This is a genomic window from Neorhizobium sp. R1-B (assembly GCF_004368875.1).
GTDB classification, from domain to species: Bacteria; Pseudomonadota; Alphaproteobacteria; order Rhizobiales; family Rhizobiaceae; genus Neorhizobium; species Neorhizobium huautlense.
The window spans coordinates 222,818-238,376 of record NZ_SOEM01000006.1; the positions used below are offsets into that span (position 1 = coordinate 222,818).

Below are 15,559 nucleotides of genomic sequence, written 5' to 3' on the forward strand. Positions count from 1 at the left end.
ATCCGTGAATCGAGAGGTCACGCGCGGCGCAGGGGATGGCGCCGCGCGTGCGGTCACATCAGGATTTGGAGGGGATCCGAGCGACCATACGGAGCGAGGTGGTCAACTCCTCCATCTGCAGCCAGGGACGCATCCAGGCCACCGCATTGTAGGCTCCGGGTTTTCCGGGAACCTCCTGCACCGTGACTTTGGCCTCCCTTAGAGGGTACTTGGCTCTCGATTCTTCGCCCGCGTCATCGTTCGCGTTGACATAGTTCGAAATCCAGCGGTTGAGCCAGGCTTCGCAATCTTCCGCCTCCATGAAGGAACCGATCTTGTCGCGGCCCATGACCTTCAGGTAGTGAGCAAAGCGCGAGGTCGCCATCATATACGGCAGGCGGGCCGAAACGGCAGCGTTTGCAGTTGCCTCCGGCCGGTCGTAGAGTTTGGGCTTATGCGTGGTCTGGGCCCCAAAGAACACAGCATAATCGGTGTTCTTGTAGTGGCAGAGCGGCAGAAAGCCGAGTTTGCCCAATTCGGCATCCCGACGGTCCGTAATGCCGACTTCCGTCGGGCACTTGAGATCGAGATCGCCATCATCACTGGAGAAGATGTGCATCGGCAGGCCTTCCACCTTGCCCCCGTTTTCGGCACCGCGGATTGCCGTGCACCAACCGCTCTTGGCGAAAGCCTCCGTCAGTCGCGTTCCCATCACGTAGGCGGCGTTCATCCAGCAATAGGAACCGTGCGGCAACTCACCGGTCTTCGATCCGTTCGTCTCGTCGTAGTTGAATTCGTCGATCGGGCTGGTCTTCGGGCCATAGGGCATGCGGGCAAGAACACGCGGCAGGGCCAGAGTCACGAAGCGGGAATCGTCGCTGTCGCGCAGGCCACGCCACTTTGCGTATTCGGCTGTTTCAAAGATCTTCTCGAGGTCACGGGGTTTGGCGAGTCCTCTGAAATCCTCAAAGCCGAACATGCGTGGGCTTGCCGCCGAGATAAAGGGCGCGAAGGCTGCCGCGGCAATCGAAGAGATGCCCTGCAGAAGCTGGACATCCTCGAACGAATTGTCGAATTCATAGTCGCCGACGAGTGCGCCCATGGGCTCGCCGCCAGGCGTTCCGAATTCGTCCTCGTAGACTGATTTGAAAAGCCGTGACTGATCGAACTCGACCGCCTTGGCCAGATCTTTGGAAATCTCCCGCTTCGAGGCGTTCAAAACCCGGATCTTCAAGTTGGCGCTCGTCTCGCTGTTTTTGACGAGATAGTTCAAGCCCCGCCAGGTGCCTTCCAGCTTGAGGAATTCGGGAGCCTGCATGATGGCGGCAAGTTGCTCGGAGATTTTCTTGTCGATCTCCGCAATGGCATTGTTCAGGGTGATCGTCAGATTGCGATCATAGGTGACGGTGCCCTTGAGGGCCTGGTCTGTCAGGGTACGCAGCAAGTCCTGGGCTCGGTTGGGTTCTGTCTGCCGGGTGGCAGCGACGACCTTTGAAAGCAGATCCTGATCCGGAGCGAATCCGACCTCTTCCTTCGTCTGCAATTGCGTGTCAGCGCTCATGTCGTGATCCTTTTTTTGAGAGCCGCGGTTTTGAAGGACGAGGTCCTTTCCCGAGAAGTCCGTTGCTCAACCAAAGAGAAGCAAGAATTTGAAGATGCCCGGGTTTCCGGCCCGCACATCCCTCATTCAATTGACCGGGTTCTTTTTTTCATCGGCTTTGTTGCCGCCAAGCTGAGCAACGAGTTGAGAAAGATCCGCCTTGTTCTGGAGGATGTCCTCAAGGAGCCGCTCCAGCTCCTCGGAGCGATCGGCCTTGCTCATCAGGTCCCGCAGTTCGTTTCGCGCATCCAGGAGCCCTTTCAGCGCCGGCACCTGATTGACGATCGAGCCAGGCTCGAAATCTTCCATGCTTTCGAATTTCAACGAAACCGGCAGCTGGGTTCCGTCGTTTTGCAATGTGTTGTCAACCGAGATGGTAAGGCCGGGTGTCATGCGGCGCATGACATCATCGAAGTTGTCACGGTCGATCTGCACAAACTTGCGTTCGCCGAACGGCTTGAGGGGCTGCGTCGGATTTCCGGAAAAGTCGCCGAGAACCCCCACGACGAAGGGCAATTCCTTGACCACCATCGCGCCTTCGGTTTCCACCTCATATTTGATGTGGACCCGCGGTTTGCGCACCCGTTCCAATTTTTCATGCACACTTGCCATTCGAATTCTCCTTAATGCCGTCGGCGGATCGCGATTTAGGACTGTAAAACTGATGAGCGGGCCATGCCCTCATGATTGGGAGAACGTTCAGCCTCCCCGTTCAGCCAGAGGCTTGATGCCGGCCGCCGAGAGGACGGCATTGCGCGCCTGCTGTTCCGGAAGCAATTCAGCAAGAAGCTCCGAAAAATCCATCCGGGCCCGGCGGACGAGCGTCTCTATCGACATCGAGATCGGAGAATGTGGCTCGGTCCGACGAAAATAGCGGGCAACGGACGTCAGAAGCTCCAACGCTTCCTCGCGTGAGCGGATCGACTCCGCAGGGGGGATACGCATCGGGATTGATGATTCTTCTGCCTGATTGGCATTCGCCGCCTTCAAGTCCGGACCTGCCGTAAGCGGCTCCGCCGCGTCTGGGGCGCTGAGACCTGCAATGACCCTGATTGCGGACGCGGCCTCATGTAACACCCTGCGTGTATTCGAGCTGGGCGGGGCATGCTCGCCGCAGCGAGTGTCAAGTATTTCCACCAGGCGATCGAAAGCAGCGATGCATTCCATGAGAACATTCAGCTGGGCAGACATTCGTGCGACACCGGCGTCTGCTGCGGCCTGCTGGAGTTGCTCCCGGCGGGACTCTTCACCTGCGCGTTGTGACAGCTGAAAATCCCAAAGCGACAGTTGCCCGAATTTTCCGCCCGGAACCAATGAAGTCAGTCGGATCGCCTGAATAATCGTGCCTTCTCCACCGACACCATTGAGGCCGGCGAGCGGGGCGAAGCGCTCGTCAAGGTCCTCGTCTCCGATGGAATGAAGTGCATCAAAATAATTGTCTAAAAGCGACATCATCGCGATGTAGACATCGCGCAATCCTTCAAAGCCCCGGAGCCTCAGTTGGGCCTCTGCAAGCCAAGCCAATACTTCGATATCTTTACTCTGGGAAGAAAGAATTTGCAATCCCAGATTGCTAACGTCACTCCATTCAGGAGAAACACCAATAATTTCTCCTGGCGCCATGCCGCGTTCTGCGGTCCTTGCAGCGCTCCTCGCGTCCTTAATTCTATAGTATATTTGTCGCAAAGAAGTATTGTTGCGCAGATTTTCTCCGCAAGGTCTGTCTTCCGCAAGTGGATCTACTATTGCGAGGACATTCACTCTTAATTTTCCCCCTAAAATCACCGGGTCCAGTACGTTATGCGGTATCTTGTTGGACCTATACTGGCTTGTCAACCGTGCTGGAAGCATGACAAATTTATGACTTCTCCCGATTCCAGCAATTTTGCAAATAGCGCGATTTTTGATCTGGACAAGCCCTGGTTACCGCCCTAGTTGTTGCCTCGCATCTAAGAGAACGCTGAATTTCGACGCAAAAGACAGGGCTTGGCGGATGTCAAACATCGACCTCAATCGTCTCATCAGAACGCTTGAGCCAAATCTGCGTGTCGGTCTTGAGACAGCCGCTTCGCTTGCGGCCAGGCAGCAGCATGCCGTGGTCGATATTGCCCACTGGCTCCGGGCGATGCTTGATCTTCCTGCGTTTTCGACCTTTTTTGAGGACCTCGGACTCTCCTGCACCGCACTGCGGCAAGAGCTGGACATGGCGGTTGCCGACATTGCCCGTGACGCCGGAGGTTCGCTTGCGCTATCTCAGAATTTGCTGTTGCTGGGGCGTGAAGCTTGGCTGATTGCGTCGGTTCAATGGGGCCGCAACGTGGTGACGTTGCCCGACCTGCTGTTTGCGCTGGTCGACGACCAGACCTTGCGTACCATTATGCGCGGCGTGGCTCCGTCCTTGCGTGGTCTCGATCGAGCCATGCTCGAGGACCAGATGCGGAAGGCGAGTGCCCCCAATTCGGATGTGGCGGAGCCGGCGTTGAGTGCGCCGGTTTTTTCATCCGACGAGAACGAGTTCCTGCGGCTCTACACGCGCGACATGACGAGAGATGCCGGCGCCGGACGGATCGACCCGGTCATCGGTCGAGATCGTGAGCTGCGTCAGATCATCGACATTCTGACGCGGAGACGCCAGAACAATCCTATTCTGGTGGGCGAAGCCGGCGTCGGCAAGACTGCGGTGGCGGAAGCCCTGGCTCTGGAAATCGCGGCTGGGAACGTGCCCGACCGGCTCCGGAATGTCAGGCTCCTTTTGCTCGATCTCAGTCTGTTGCAGGCGGGCGCGGGGGTCAAAGGTGAATTCGAGCGGCGCCTGCATGGTGTGGTCGACGCCGTCAGGGCGTCACCGGAGCCGATCATTCTGTTTATCGACGAAGCGCATGGATTGATCGGGGCCGGAGGGCAGGCCGGTCAGGGTGATGCGGCCAATATCTTGAAACCGGCGCTGGCCCGCGGCGAACTGCGCACGATCGCAGCGACCACCTGGGGCGAATACAAGCGTTTCATTGAGAAGGATGCCGCGCTGACCCGACGATTCCAGACCGTGCATGTGCAGGAGCCGGACGAGGAAACCGCGATCCGCATGCTGCGCGGGGTCGCGGCAAAGCTCAAGGCGCACCATCGAGTGCGCATCCGCGACGAGGCGGTGGTCGCGGCCGTACGGCTTTCGGCTCGTTACCTACCGGCACGGCAGCTTCCCGACAAGGCAATCAGCCTGCTGGATACGGCTGCGGCGGCGGTTGCACTTGCTCGACAGACCAGGCCGGAGGCGCTGCAGCTGCTCCTGAATGAGCGTGATCTGCTGGATGCCGAGGCGGAGTGGCTGGCGGGGGAGCCGCAGACACCCCAGGCCGTCGCCCGACTGACAGAAATTGCCGGAGCTCGCGACGAGATCGCGAACAGGATTGGCGCCGCGCAGGCGAAATTCGACGAGGAACTGCGGCTCGTGCGCGAAGCCGACCGCCTCGAAGAAGCTTTCTCCTCGGACGCTGCCCTCCTGCCGCTCGCCGCATCTGAAGACGAAGCGAAAAACACAAACGTTGCCTCCTTTCCGTCGCATGCCATGACGCTGGAGGGCGCGCGAGCCGCATTGACCGCGGCCGAGAGAGGCCTTGCTGCCGCTGCTGGGGAGACCCCGCTTGTTCCGCGTGTGGTCGACAAAGATGTGGTGGCGACAATTCTTGCCCGATGGACCGGAATCCCGGTCGGAAAGCTCCTGTCGGACCAGATCGAGACGGTGAAGACGCTGGATGCGCGGCTCAAGGAGCGGGTGCTTGGCCAGGACTATGTGATCGATCGGATCGCATCTGCCATGCGCGCCGCCCGGGCCGGTCTTTCCGATCCGCGCCGGCCGCCGGCCGTCTTCCTGCTGGTTGGCATGTCAGGCACAGGCAAGACCGAAACGGCGCTTTCGCTCGCAGATATCCTCTATGGCGGCAGCCAGTATCTGACGACCATCAACATGTCCGAGTTCAAGGAAGAGCATAAGATCTCCATGTTGCTCGGCTCGCCGCCGGGTTATGTCGGATACGGAGAGGGGGGCGTTCTGACCGAAGCCGTGCGCCGGCGTCCCTATGGAGTGCTGCTGCTGGACGAGGTCGACAAGGCGCATCCCGGCGTCCAGGAGATCTTCTACCAGGTCTTCGACAAGGGCACGCTTCGAGACGGCGAAGGCCGCGACATCGATTTCAAGAATACGACGATCTTCATGACGGCGAATACGGGGTCTGAACTTATGGCAGCCCTCTCGGCTGATCCTGAAACGATGCCCGAGGGTGAAGCGCTGGAAGCGTTGCTGTTGCCGGAACTGCAAAACCACTTCAAACCTGCATTTCTCGGACGGACCACCGTGCTGCCCTTCATGCCGCTCGGCCGCGAAACCTTGTCGGGCATTGTCGACATCCAGATCGACCGCATCCGCGAGCGCGTAAGCTTGGCTTACGGCTCGGACCTCGTGCTGTCGCCGGAAGCGCGCGAAGCGCTGATTTCCCGGGCGAAGATGAGCGAGATGGGCGCGCGTATGATCGAGGTCATGATCGCGCGCGATCTCTTGCCCATGCTTTCGACCGTGTTCCTCGACGCGGTTGCAGAGGACCGCAAGATCTCAGAGGTCATCATCAGTTACGACGGCCAAGGGTTCGGCATCCGCGCCGAAAACGCGCCAGTTCGTCCCCAATTCGCCGACCCAGCAAAAGACCGGCAGGCGGATGAAGAAGCCCCGAAGCGAAAGCGCTCTCGGGGAGGAGCAGCAAGAAAGGCCAATGCGCCTTAGCAGCAACTAGGCAATCATTACAGGAGAGCTGATAGCATGCCGATTTATCTGCAGATCGACGGTATTCAGGGCGACGCGACCCACGAGCAGCATCGCAAGTGGATGGATATCGAAGCCATTCACTGGAACGTTTCCCGCAACATGAACACGTCTGCCGGTTCCGCGGCAAACCGTGAAGCTTCCGAGCCGACTGTTTCGGAAGTCATTTTGACCAAGGTCAGCGATTCCTCGTCGACCAAACTCTTCCAGGAAGCCTGCTCGGGCCGCACCGGCAAGCGTGCGACCATCCATCTGGTGACCACGGGCAACCCCGGCGACACCTATATCGAGTATACGCTGACCAATACGCTGATTGCCAGCTATTCGATCGATTCCAACGGCGATCGTCCAGTCGAAACGTTGAAGCTGAACTTCACCAAGATGGAAGTGAAGTACACGCCATACGACGACATGCATTCGCCGCAGTCGCCGATGATCGCCTCCTACGACCTCGCCACCACCAAGGCGGCTTAACTGCCATGTGAGCTGGGCGCTGGCGGATTCGCCGGCGCCCCCGTCAACATTCATCGAGGAAACGGAGCTGACGATGGCTGGACTGGCAGTGAGCCCCGATGGGCGAATGATCGAGAACGAGGAAGAAGGCCTGAGGATCGCTCTGTCGGCCACACAGCTTGCTGCGGTTCTGGAAAATGAAACCATCGAGCCGGAAGGGACAATCGGCAATCGCCTCATCGGAGGCCTGCGCCTTTTGGGTTGTGGAGCCGAGCTGGTTGGAGCCGGCGCACTGCTGGCGGCGCCCGAGCCTACAATGCTCACGAAGGCAGGTGGGGTCGCACTTGGTGCCCATGGGGTTGATCAATGTATTGCCGGGGGCAGGCAGATATGGACGGGTCGCGATGTCCGTTCATTTGCCGACCGCGGCGCAAGTGCAATCGCAGAAAGCTTGGGAGCGTCTCCGGGCGCGGCACGCAATGTGGGCCTCGCAGCAGAAATCCTGGTCCCGGTCAGCGGAGCGATTCTTGCCAATGCGGTACGCACAGGCGCTATCAGGGCCGGACGCATCTCCTTGATGCGGCATGAAGCCGTGAGTGAAGCGTCCCGCATCGGTGGACATACGATCAGAAAACATGTTGGCTGGACCGAAGCGCAATTGCGGCAGCGGCTGGCGGAGACGGCTAATATGCGGCGTCCGCCGCAGATGATTTCGACATTCGACGACCTTGCAATGGCCGAGCGGACAATCAGCCGCGGGCTGCAGGCGCACAAGGTAGCCATCCAGTCCTGGGCGCGATCTGGAGCCAGAACCAACCTTCCACTGGAGTATTCTGCCGGACGCGAGGTGGGATTCGGCATTGAACGGGCATCCGGACAGGCACAGCGTCTCAGCCGGATAAAGATCGTCCTGAAAAAGGAAACCTATAACGGCATGCCTTATTACATTTTGACCGCGTATCCGATCTGACATGGCAAACGACGAATTCGAGTTTCTCCGGCAGATGATCGGCGGCTATCTACACCAGGACATGGACTTGGAGGCAGATAGCGTGCCGGAGGCAATTGCCGTTTTTGCAAGGCACGCGGACGCACCGATGCGCGAGGGCGTCGTCGCGGACATGCAATCATTCATGCAACAGTACCACAACCGCGCAGCGGACGAATTTGCGCAGCGGTTTGGCCGCGATTTCACACCCGACGAAATTGGCCAATCGGTGGGAGAATTCTTTGAAATGGTGAACGCCATTCTGATCGATCCAGATTCTTATCAGCAGTTTCTCTGAAGCAAAAACCTCGCCGCCGACTTTATCTTTCCGATGAATGAGATGATCCGGATAGAAACATGAATGATCAGCCATCCTCCGCCGATTTCATCCAGGCGAGCCGCATTCTGAAGATCGTCTCGCCGCTTGGGCAAGATCAGCTATTGGCCGAACGGGTAACGATCGAGGAGGGTGTTTCGTCGCTCTTCGAGATCAGGGTTTCGGCGCGGGCCAAGAAGCCGATTGTCAAGCCGGAGGAACTGATCGGCCGGCTGATGGATGTGTCGATCGAAGTCCAGCAGGGCGATGGCGAGGAGGGCAGCGCGGTGCGTCGGCCGTTCAACGGTCTGGTGACCGAGCTCAACGAAGGCCCGCCGATCACCCGCGGCCTGCGCTCCTATTCCATGGTGCTGAGGCCCCAGATGTGGCTTTTGTCGCGCCGCTCCGACTGCCGCATCTGGATGGACAAAACTTCTGTCGATATCGTCGAGACGCTGTTTTCCGAACACGGCATTCCGGCCCCGGATACCTCGGGCATCATTACGCCGCCACCGCCGCAGCATTATTCGGTGCAGTGGAACGAGACGGATCTTGCATACCTCACCCGCCGTTTCGAGGAGGACGGGCTGTTCTATTGGTTCAGCCACGAGGACGGCAAACACAAGCTGCATGTGGCAGACGCCGCCTCCGGATGGCTTGGCCCCTCACCATCGGCGCAAGGAGAGGCAAAGGTCCGGTTGGCGCAGGGATCGTCGGATCGCAACCACATCAATGACTGGAGCCGGCGCTATTCCTATGTGCCCGGACAAAGGGCAGGCGCCGACTGGAATTTCGAAACGCCGCGCATGGTGCCCGGCACCATGACGCCCTCGCTCGTGCAGATGCCAGACGCCATAAAGCGCGAGCTTTACGAATATCCGGCACGCATCTCCACCGTGGCGGAAGCCGAGCGGGCGGAAAAGCTGAGGATGCAGGCATCCGAGGCTGATCACGACCGGGTTTTCGGGGCCTCGACCTCCCGCATCCTCGAAACTGGTCGTCGCTTCACGCCATACGAAGTGGCCCATCCGGAGCATCACTACGAAGAGCATGTGCTGGTCAAGGCGGTGCATATCGTCGTCGACCGCTCCTACGAGACCAATTCCAACGAACCGGAATACAGGAACAGCTTCGAGGCAATTCCATCCCGGGTGCCGATGACGCCGCATCGTCAGACGAAGCGGCCGAGGATCGAGGGCACTCAGGTAGCGATCGTCGCAGGCCCGGCCGGTGAGGAAATCCATCCCGACCAGTATGGCCGCATCAAGCTGTGGTTCCCCTGGGACCGCAAGGCGAAGAAGGACGGTTCTGACACCTGCTGGGTGCGGGTGGCGCAGAACTGGGCGGGCTCCACCTGGGGCGGCCAGACCATTCCGCGCATCGGCATGGAGGTGATGGTCGCCTTCGTCGACGGCGATCCCGACCGGCCGCTGGTGACCGGCGTGGTGCCGAACCCGGCCAATGCCGTGCCCTACGACCTGCCCGCCAACAAGACGCGCATGGTAATGCGCTCCAACACCCACAAGGGCACCGGCTTCAACGAGATGTCATTCGAGGACGAGGCGGGCCGGGAGAACATGTTCTTCCATGCCCAGAAGGATCAGACGACGCGGGTGCTGAACGACCGCATAAAGCGGGTTGATCGTCACGAGGTTGCAGCAGTCGGCGGCAATCGGGCGGTAGAGGTCAGCGGCAATCAGAAGCATGAAGTCGGTGGATCGATGAATACCGTTGTCGGCGGGACGGGGCCGGCGGCGATGGCGCTGATGTCTGCCGTGCAGGGACTGGCAGGACAGACGGCCACGCTTCTCGGCCAGGCAGGCCAGATCGCGGGCGGCGGCGGACCGGGCCTTGCCGCATTCGCCGGTACGCTTGCTTCCTCAGCACTCGGCTTCCTCAGCGCCGCCGGTCTCGGCAGTCGCCAAGGCGTCGTTTCGGGCACGAGCCCGCGGGCTGACGCCGGCACGGCGCTGGCGGGCTCCGGCAGTGGTGTCGGCTCCGATGCCTCGAGCCTGTTCCCGCTGCCCGGGATTATGAACACCATTGTCGGTTCTTTCAAATCCGACACGGTGGGTGTTGCAAGGGTTGAACAGATCGGCGTCAGCAAGGTCACCAATGTCGGCCAGACCTCTCTCGAGAAGGTCGGTAAATTCAAGAAATTGATCGTTGGCGAAGAATTCGTCATCGAATGCGGCGCGTCCAAGTTCATTATGCGCAAGGACGGCACCGTCATCATCCTGGGCACGCATTTCAACTTCACCGCATCCGGCCCGACACAGATCAACGGCGTGGTCGTGGATCTGAACAAGCCGGGTGGAGGGTTCTCGGAAGCATCGCCGACATCGTCAGACACGACAGCGAAAGGATGAACGATCGATGTCGGTCGACAACCGCACGCCCTTTCCGGCGCTGGCTTTTCGGCAATACAATCTCGCCGGGGATTTGCTCGGCGTCGTGGTGGCGCGCGGTACGTTTCGCCTTAGCAATGGCGGCCCTCTCGTTCCGGATGATGTCCAGCGTTCTTTGGTTATGTCGGACACCTATGACGGTGACCCGCACCAGACGCCGCAAACGGCCTGCACCGATCTTGCTCCATTCAAGCCCGGCACCGATGTGACGTTTCTCGGCGCCGCCTGCGCGCCGGGGGGCAAAGCCGAGCGATCCTGGTCGTGCGGGTTGCAGGTCGGGCCGGTCGAAAAACGGTTGCGCGTCTATGGACCGCGCGCCTGGCGGGCCCGCACCCGCAAGACCTGGAGAGGTTTGATCGATCGGGCGCAAGAGGATGCGCTTGACGGTTGGGACCTGACAGATCCGGAGCCGGTTACGCATGTTCCGCTGGATTGGCGACTTGCCTTCGGTGGGCGGCTTGAAACCTCCGGCAAAAAGGAGGTTGTCGAGAAGAACCCGATCGGCATCGGCCTTGTCGATGAGGTTCTTTTCCGGGAACGGCCACAATGGCCCGCGCCGCAGATCGAGGATGAGAAACACCCTATCCGTGATGTGAACGACAGGCCCGACCCGGCCGGTTTTGGCCTGCTATCGCCCTTTTGGGAGGATAGGGTGGCGCGCGCGGGGACATATGACGACGCTTGGCTGAATGAACGCCACCCGCTTCTGCCAAGCGATTTCGACTTCCGTTTTTGGCAGGCTGCTCATCCGCATCTCGTCACCGAGACCTGGCTTAAAGGCGATGAGAAATTCGCCTTGGAGAATCTGTTGCCGCAATATCCGCGCCTGGAGGGGGCTCTACCTGGCATTAGGCTGGAGATCGAGATTGACCGCGGTGCGGGTCTAGCGAAGGGAGAGATGAAGCTCGATGGTGTTCATTTCGACATGCGTCCAGGTGTCGGCCGTGTCTTCCTGACGTGGCGCTGCGGCTTTCCATGGCCTCAGAGGATCGGGATTCCTAAACTCATCTTTGCACGATCCGCCATGGAGCTTGCTTGATGGGATTGGAAATTGCCATTGACGGCAGCCATGTCCGCAATGTCAGCGCGGCCGCTTCCGAGACCGGCGCCATCGCCAGACATGGGCTCGATCCAGCGCAGCCGGTGATGTGGAACAAGGCGGGGGACTACTTCTATCAATATGACAGCCCGACAAGCCTCAATCCGCCGAAGGAATTCACTGACGAACTGCTTGCGAAACGGGTGAAGGAAGACGAGCAAAAGAGGGAAAAAGAGAAAAAGATACAATCTCCGACAAGTGCGAACCCGGCTCCGCCCGAGCTTATCCCGGATGAGAGCAAGGCGATTGCGGTTTGCCTGTCGCCCGACGTCTGCAAATCGCCGGACAAGCCGGTCCCCTACATGTCCTGGGGGCAGGCTTCGGACGACCAGAACTATTCTCCGGACGTGCGCTCGAACGGCAAGATCATAAAGCGACAGGATTCCAAGTTTTCCTGCTGTTATGGCGATGAGCCGGGTGTCGGACTGGGCTGCAAATCCAACACGGTCGGTGATGTCGTCGAACCTGTCACCTCGTCGCAAATCGTTCGCGCCAATGGCATTTGGGTGCAGCGCCATGGCGATCGCTGCACCTTGAACAAAGGTAATACCGAGGGCGAATACGTCCATGTGGAGGCTACCGACTCTCACAAGGCTCCCGAGGGAACAGATAAACAAGATCAGAGCGGCGGCGAGGCTGAAGATACCCGCAGCGAGGGGCAGAAATTTTCAGACGGCTTCACGGAGAATGCCAACGAGACATTGGAGGGGCTGAAAAAGGTCGGCTCGGATGTCCTGGAGGGCACCAAAAATCTGGCTTCCGACCTCTGGAATGATCCCACGGGAACGATCGCGGCCGGTGCCGAAAGCGTCAAGGATGGCGCAGTTGGTGCGGCGAACTGGACCGCGGAGGTTGCACAAAATCTCTATGACGATCCCGGGGCAACACTCGGTCGCGGATGGGAAAATACCCAAAATACGGCCAGTTCGATCTGGCACGCGGTCGCTGATCCCTACAGCGAAGCCTATGAGAAAGGCGGCTTGTCCCAAGCCATAGGTCACGGTACCTTCGATGTGGTAAAACTCGCTGTCGAAGCCCTGGCAACCAAGGGGGCGGCAACTGCCGCCGGAAAGACAGCGACTATCGGCGCGGGCGTCGCGGCCAAGGCGCACAAAGCCGAAGAGGTCACGGAAACCGTCCACGATGCGCGGAAAATCGAATCGAAGGTCGAGGATGGCACGCACGGTGCGAGAAGCACACGGAAACTGAGGGTGCGGTGTTTCGATCTGCCGCGAGGGGTCAATCGCGACGAGTTCCGACGTCAGCTGAAAGAACAGCAGGCAACTATTAAAAACATGACGGCCGACGACATGGCCTACGCTCATACGGTTCTCGATCACGCTCGTGAGGCGTGGGCGGGAAGCGGCAAGAAAGGCTCCTTCACCAATTTGCTGCGCGACGGAAAGGCACAGGAGGCAGCCCGTGCCGATTTCGAGGCATCCTTGAGGGAAGCGGGTTATTCGAAGGCCGAAATCCGCGAACAGATGGCGTCGGTCAACGCAACGCACTATCTTGATATAATTGCTGGCGGCGATCCACGCGAGTTGGGTATAGGTGGTGGAGCGGAGAACCAGAGAATTGGCCCGATGTGGACTCAAGAAGGCAGGGCTGAAGCATTGCGTGCGGAGGCAGACCAAATGCGGAGAAATGGTCAGGCGGACCAACTCATGGATGTCGAGTTGAATATATGTGGCGAAGAGCATTGAAAGGCAGCTATCAATGTTAGACTCCTTTTTTGAGGATACGATTGCTGAAATTGGTCCGCCGCAGCGCTGCGTCCCGATGACCCCCGAGCAGGAAAATCGTCTTTCGAAGCAGTTGCCGGCAAGCTTCATGGCGTTTCTTCTTCAATACGGCTTCGGCGATTATTTCGATCGAAAGGTCCAATATTGCGACCCGGCGGATTTTTCCCCCATTCTTTCACTCGTGTTTGCAGCCGATCCCGATTTTAGCCACAGAGACTGCTTCGTCGTCGGTTATTCTGCTTTTGGCCGGTTGATCTGCTGGTCGCAACGGCACGATCAATTCGAAATTGACCTCGTTGATCTGCGGATAACATCCCGAAAGCTCGCACCAACGCAATTCATCCTGCCGCCGGGAACAATGAAGCGCGAACGAAGCACCGACCCGAATGTGCTGGCGCGCTCGCTATTGGTTGCGGATCAACGGGACTATGAGGAATTCGACGCTCAGGACCAGCCCATGTTTGCGCGCTGCCGTGCCATGCATGGGGATCTCGAGCGGAACGAATGCTACGGCTACTTCCCTGCGATTGCGACAGTCGGTCTGGATAGCCCCGCGAGGCGGGTCGAAAACATCAGGCGGGTGGCAGCACGTGAGCATTTTGCCATTCTGGCCCAGCTGGGCACCTTCCATTTGATGAGGCTGGAGCGAGGACAATATACGGCGGTGCGTCCAATCGGTTGAAATATGCATTCGGATAAGTAGCACCTTGCTCGACTTTCCGAATTCAGCCTGATGAAGATCGCCCCGTTCCGCCCCCCTATAGATCGCGGAGCTTTCAGGATTTGGTTTCGGCAATACTGGCGAAGTAGAGAGGTGATTTCCAATGAGTAGGGACGATGTAGATAAAATTGTCGCCGCCAAGCTGCGGCGAGCGGCGACGGCTATGCCAACAGCTTCGTCCAACTCGGTATAGGCATCTGCCTTTATGATCTTGGTCGGTACGACGAAAGCACTGATCCTCTGTTGCGCGCCTATATGGGCGAAGGTGAGGAAATTTTTGAGGAATCCGATCCGATGTATCTCGGTTATCTTCGCAAACGAAAGTTAATCGGTTGAGAGATCGATGACAGTGGCTGAAATCTGCAAACCGGTCGGTTCGCGGGATGTGATGATCTAGCAGCGGACTCGCTCGGTTCAAGGAGATCGCATTTATTAGACGGCGTCGAGCCATCCGCGGCGCGGCTGAACGGTGAATTGGCAGAAGATGGAGTGGGAAATCGTTTCGTTCGAAGGGATGGGGCCAATCCGTTTCGGGATGTCGCCGGCGGAGGTCGCTGCTATTATCGGGCCGCCCGAATCCGCTGACGAAGACGACGGGTCTCGTCGTGAATATCGTGCGATCGACGTACCGATCGTGTCATACGAGGATAATGTCGTGACCGAAATTGAGGCGTTCTATGAGGTGGAGAACGTGTCCTTTCGTGGCAGACGTATATTCGATGAGCCGGGGTTGGCGATTATCCAGTTCCTTGAACAAGAGAACGGCGGCGCCCGAATGAACGTCGGAACCGTCCTTTTTAGGAAGATCGGCATCACGTCTGGTTGTATAGACCAAAGAACACGTGGCGATCATTCGATTACCGCCTTCGCCCAAGGTCTTTGGGACGACAGGCTCGACCGCTTCAAAGAACTGACATTCCTTTGAACTCTCGGAAGGGCTTAGGCTGGCCCCTTCAAAAAGGCACAATAAATGCCATGGGTCTTCACTCCCTACGAAGGAATATCAAACATTCGTTTTGGGCAGGGGCGCGAGGATGTCGAGGGCGTTCTTGGTCAGCCGAGAAAGGTCAAGCAAACATACACCGGTAAAACGCGGCTGGAATACAGCATGTCAATGCCCGCATTCTCGTTCTCGCATGGAAAGCTTATCGAAATGAACTTGTTGCCGGACGTTTCCGAGCCGTTCGAATATAAAGGTATGAATCTTTTTGTCATGCCTGAAGACGAAGTTTTGAGGCGATTGGAAGAAGACGATTCTGACGTTCGCGAATCTCATGGGTTCATCATCTTTTTCGGTCTTGGCTTGGCATTGACGGGTTTCCACGACGGAATGCGAGAGCAAAAAGCAATTACGATCTTCGGGCGTGATCATCAATGGATCGAAAAAAAGTCGACCATGCAAACCGTCCGTTTCTCTTAGGCACTGACAGGAGGAGCAGC

At 58.4% G+C, this 15,559-nt stretch carries 13 protein-coding genes; 10 read left to right on the forward strand and 3 right to left on the reverse strand.

The features are described from left to right. Window positions 1-58: 58 nt before the first annotated feature. The 3 genes from tssC to tssA all read right to left on the reverse strand — a co-directional run bounded on the left by tssC (window position 59) and on the right by tssA (window position 3,340). Window positions 59-1,540: a type VI secretion system contractile sheath large subunit gene (gene tssC / locus EDE05_RS11610; protein WP_112797081.1), complete on the reverse strand. Its 1,482-nt coding sequence runs from the start codon at window positions 1,538-1,540 to the stop codon at window positions 59-61. 126 nt (window positions 1,541-1,666) lie between these two features. Then, window positions 1,667-2,191, reverse strand: a complete 525-nt coding sequence (gene tssB, locus EDE05_RS11615) for a type VI secretion system contractile sheath small subunit (RefSeq protein WP_112797085.1) — start codon at window positions 2,189-2,191, stop codon at window positions 1,667-1,669. An 87-nt stretch (window positions 2,192-2,278) separates the two neighbouring features. Beyond that, the gene (gene tssA, locus EDE05_RS11620) at window positions 2,279-3,340 is read right to left on the reverse strand and encodes a type VI secretion system protein TssA (protein ID WP_281033728.1); all 1,062 of its coding nucleotides are present in this window, start codon (window positions 3,338-3,340) and stop codon (window positions 2,279-2,281) included. A 232-nt stretch (window positions 3,341-3,572) separates the two neighbouring features. Here tssA and tssH point away from each other — a divergent pair, with 232 nt between their 5' ends. The 10 genes from tssH to EDE05_RS11670 all read left to right on the forward strand — a co-directional run bounded on the left by tssH (window position 3,573) and on the right by EDE05_RS11670 (window position 15,539). Next, window positions 3,573-6,350, forward strand: a complete 2,778-nt coding sequence (tssH, locus tag EDE05_RS11625; protein WP_134101166.1) for a type VI secretion system ATPase TssH — start codon at window positions 3,573-3,575, stop codon at window positions 6,348-6,350. Between the two features lie 36 nt (window positions 6,351-6,386). Continuing rightward, a complete protein-coding gene (locus EDE05_RS11630) occupies window positions 6,387-6,863 on the forward strand; it encodes a type VI secretion system tube protein Hcp (RefSeq protein ID WP_105370965.1) in 477 nt (158 codons plus the stop codon). 73 nt (window positions 6,864-6,936) lie between these two features. Continuing rightward, window positions 6,937-7,812, forward strand: coding sequence for an RNase A-like domain-containing protein (locus tag EDE05_RS11635; RefSeq protein WP_134101169.1), 876 nt, complete (start codon window positions 6,937-6,939; stop codon window positions 7,810-7,812). A gap of 1 nt (window position 7,813) precedes the next feature. After that, complete coding sequence (locus tag EDE05_RS11640; protein ID WP_105370967.1) at window positions 7,814-8,128, forward strand: contact-dependent growth inhibition system immunity protein; 315 nt, start codon at window positions 7,814-7,816, stop codon at window positions 8,126-8,128. Window positions 8,129-8,187: 59 nt separating this feature from the next. Further along, a complete protein-coding gene (tssI, locus tag EDE05_RS11645) occupies window positions 8,188-10,515 on the forward strand; it encodes a type VI secretion system tip protein TssI/VgrG (protein ID WP_105370968.1) in 2,328 nt (775 codons plus the stop codon). 7 nt (window positions 10,516-10,522) lie between these two features. After that, window positions 10,523-11,593 carry a DUF2169 domain-containing protein gene (locus EDE05_RS11650; RefSeq protein ID WP_105370969.1) on the forward strand — a complete coding sequence of 357 codons (1,071 nt, stop codon included), beginning with the start codon at window positions 10,523-10,525 and terminating at the stop codon, window positions 11,591-11,593. Continuing rightward, on the forward strand, window positions 11,593-13,359 hold the full coding sequence (locus EDE05_RS11655) for a PAAR-like domain-containing protein (protein WP_105370970.1): 1,767 nt from the start codon (window positions 11,593-11,595) through the stop codon (window positions 13,357-13,359). The genes EDE05_RS11650 and EDE05_RS11655 overlap by 1 nt, the downstream gene beginning before the upstream one ends. Then, complete coding sequence (locus tag EDE05_RS11660) at window positions 13,343-14,080, forward strand: GAD-like domain-containing protein (RefSeq protein WP_245519899.1); 738 nt, start codon at window positions 13,343-13,345, stop codon at window positions 14,078-14,080. The genes EDE05_RS11655 and EDE05_RS11660 overlap by 17 nt, the downstream gene beginning before the upstream one ends. Window positions 14,081-14,603: 523 nt before the next feature. After that, entirely contained in the window at window positions 14,604-15,044 is a 441-nt protein-coding gene (locus EDE05_RS11665; protein ID WP_134101173.1) for a hypothetical protein, read from the forward strand. A 45-nt stretch (window positions 15,045-15,089) separates the two neighbouring features. Continuing rightward, window positions 15,090-15,539, forward strand: a complete 450-nt coding sequence (locus EDE05_RS11670; protein WP_112797109.1) for a hypothetical protein — start codon at window positions 15,090-15,092, stop codon at window positions 15,537-15,539. Window positions 15,540-15,559: the final 20 nt, after the last annotated feature.

Excerpts from the sequence above, each read along its gene's own strand:
- EDE05_RS11670 (WP_112797109.1), top strand. The coding sequence starts at position 15,090 with ATGCCATGGGTCTTCACTCCCTACGAAGGAATATCAAACATTCGTTTT.
- tssI (WP_105370968.1), top strand. The coding sequence starts at position 8,188 with ATGAATGATCAGCCATCCTCCGCCGATTTCATCCAGGCGAGCCGCATT.
- EDE05_RS11635 (WP_134101169.1), top strand. The coding sequence starts at position 6,937 with ATGGCTGGACTGGCAGTGAGCCCCGATGGGCGAATGATCGAGAACGAG.
- EDE05_RS11655 (WP_105370970.1), top strand. The coding sequence starts at position 11,593 with ATGGGATTGGAAATTGCCATTGACGGCAGCCATGTCCGCAATGTCAGC.
- EDE05_RS11630 (WP_105370965.1), top strand. The coding sequence starts at position 6,387 with ATGCCGATTTATCTGCAGATCGACGGTATTCAGGGCGACGCGACCCAC.
- EDE05_RS11650 (WP_105370969.1), top strand. The coding sequence starts at position 10,523 with ATGTCGGTCGACAACCGCACGCCCTTTCCGGCGCTGGCTTTTCGGCAA.
- tssB (WP_112797085.1), bottom strand. The coding sequence starts at position 2,191 with ATGGCAAGTGTGCATGAAAAATTGGAACGGGTGCGCAAACCGCGGGTC.
- tssC (WP_112797081.1), bottom strand. The coding sequence starts at position 1,540 with ATGAGCGCTGACACGCAATTGCAGACGAAGGAAGAGGTCGGATTCGCT.
- tssH (WP_134101166.1), top strand. The coding sequence starts at position 3,573 with ATGTCAAACATCGACCTCAATCGTCTCATCAGAACGCTTGAGCCAAAT.
- EDE05_RS11640 (WP_105370967.1), top strand. The coding sequence starts at position 7,814 with ATGGCAAACGACGAATTCGAGTTTCTCCGGCAGATGATCGGCGGCTAT.
- EDE05_RS11665 (WP_134101173.1), top strand. The coding sequence starts at position 14,604 with ATGGAGTGGGAAATCGTTTCGTTCGAAGGGATGGGGCCAATCCGTTTC.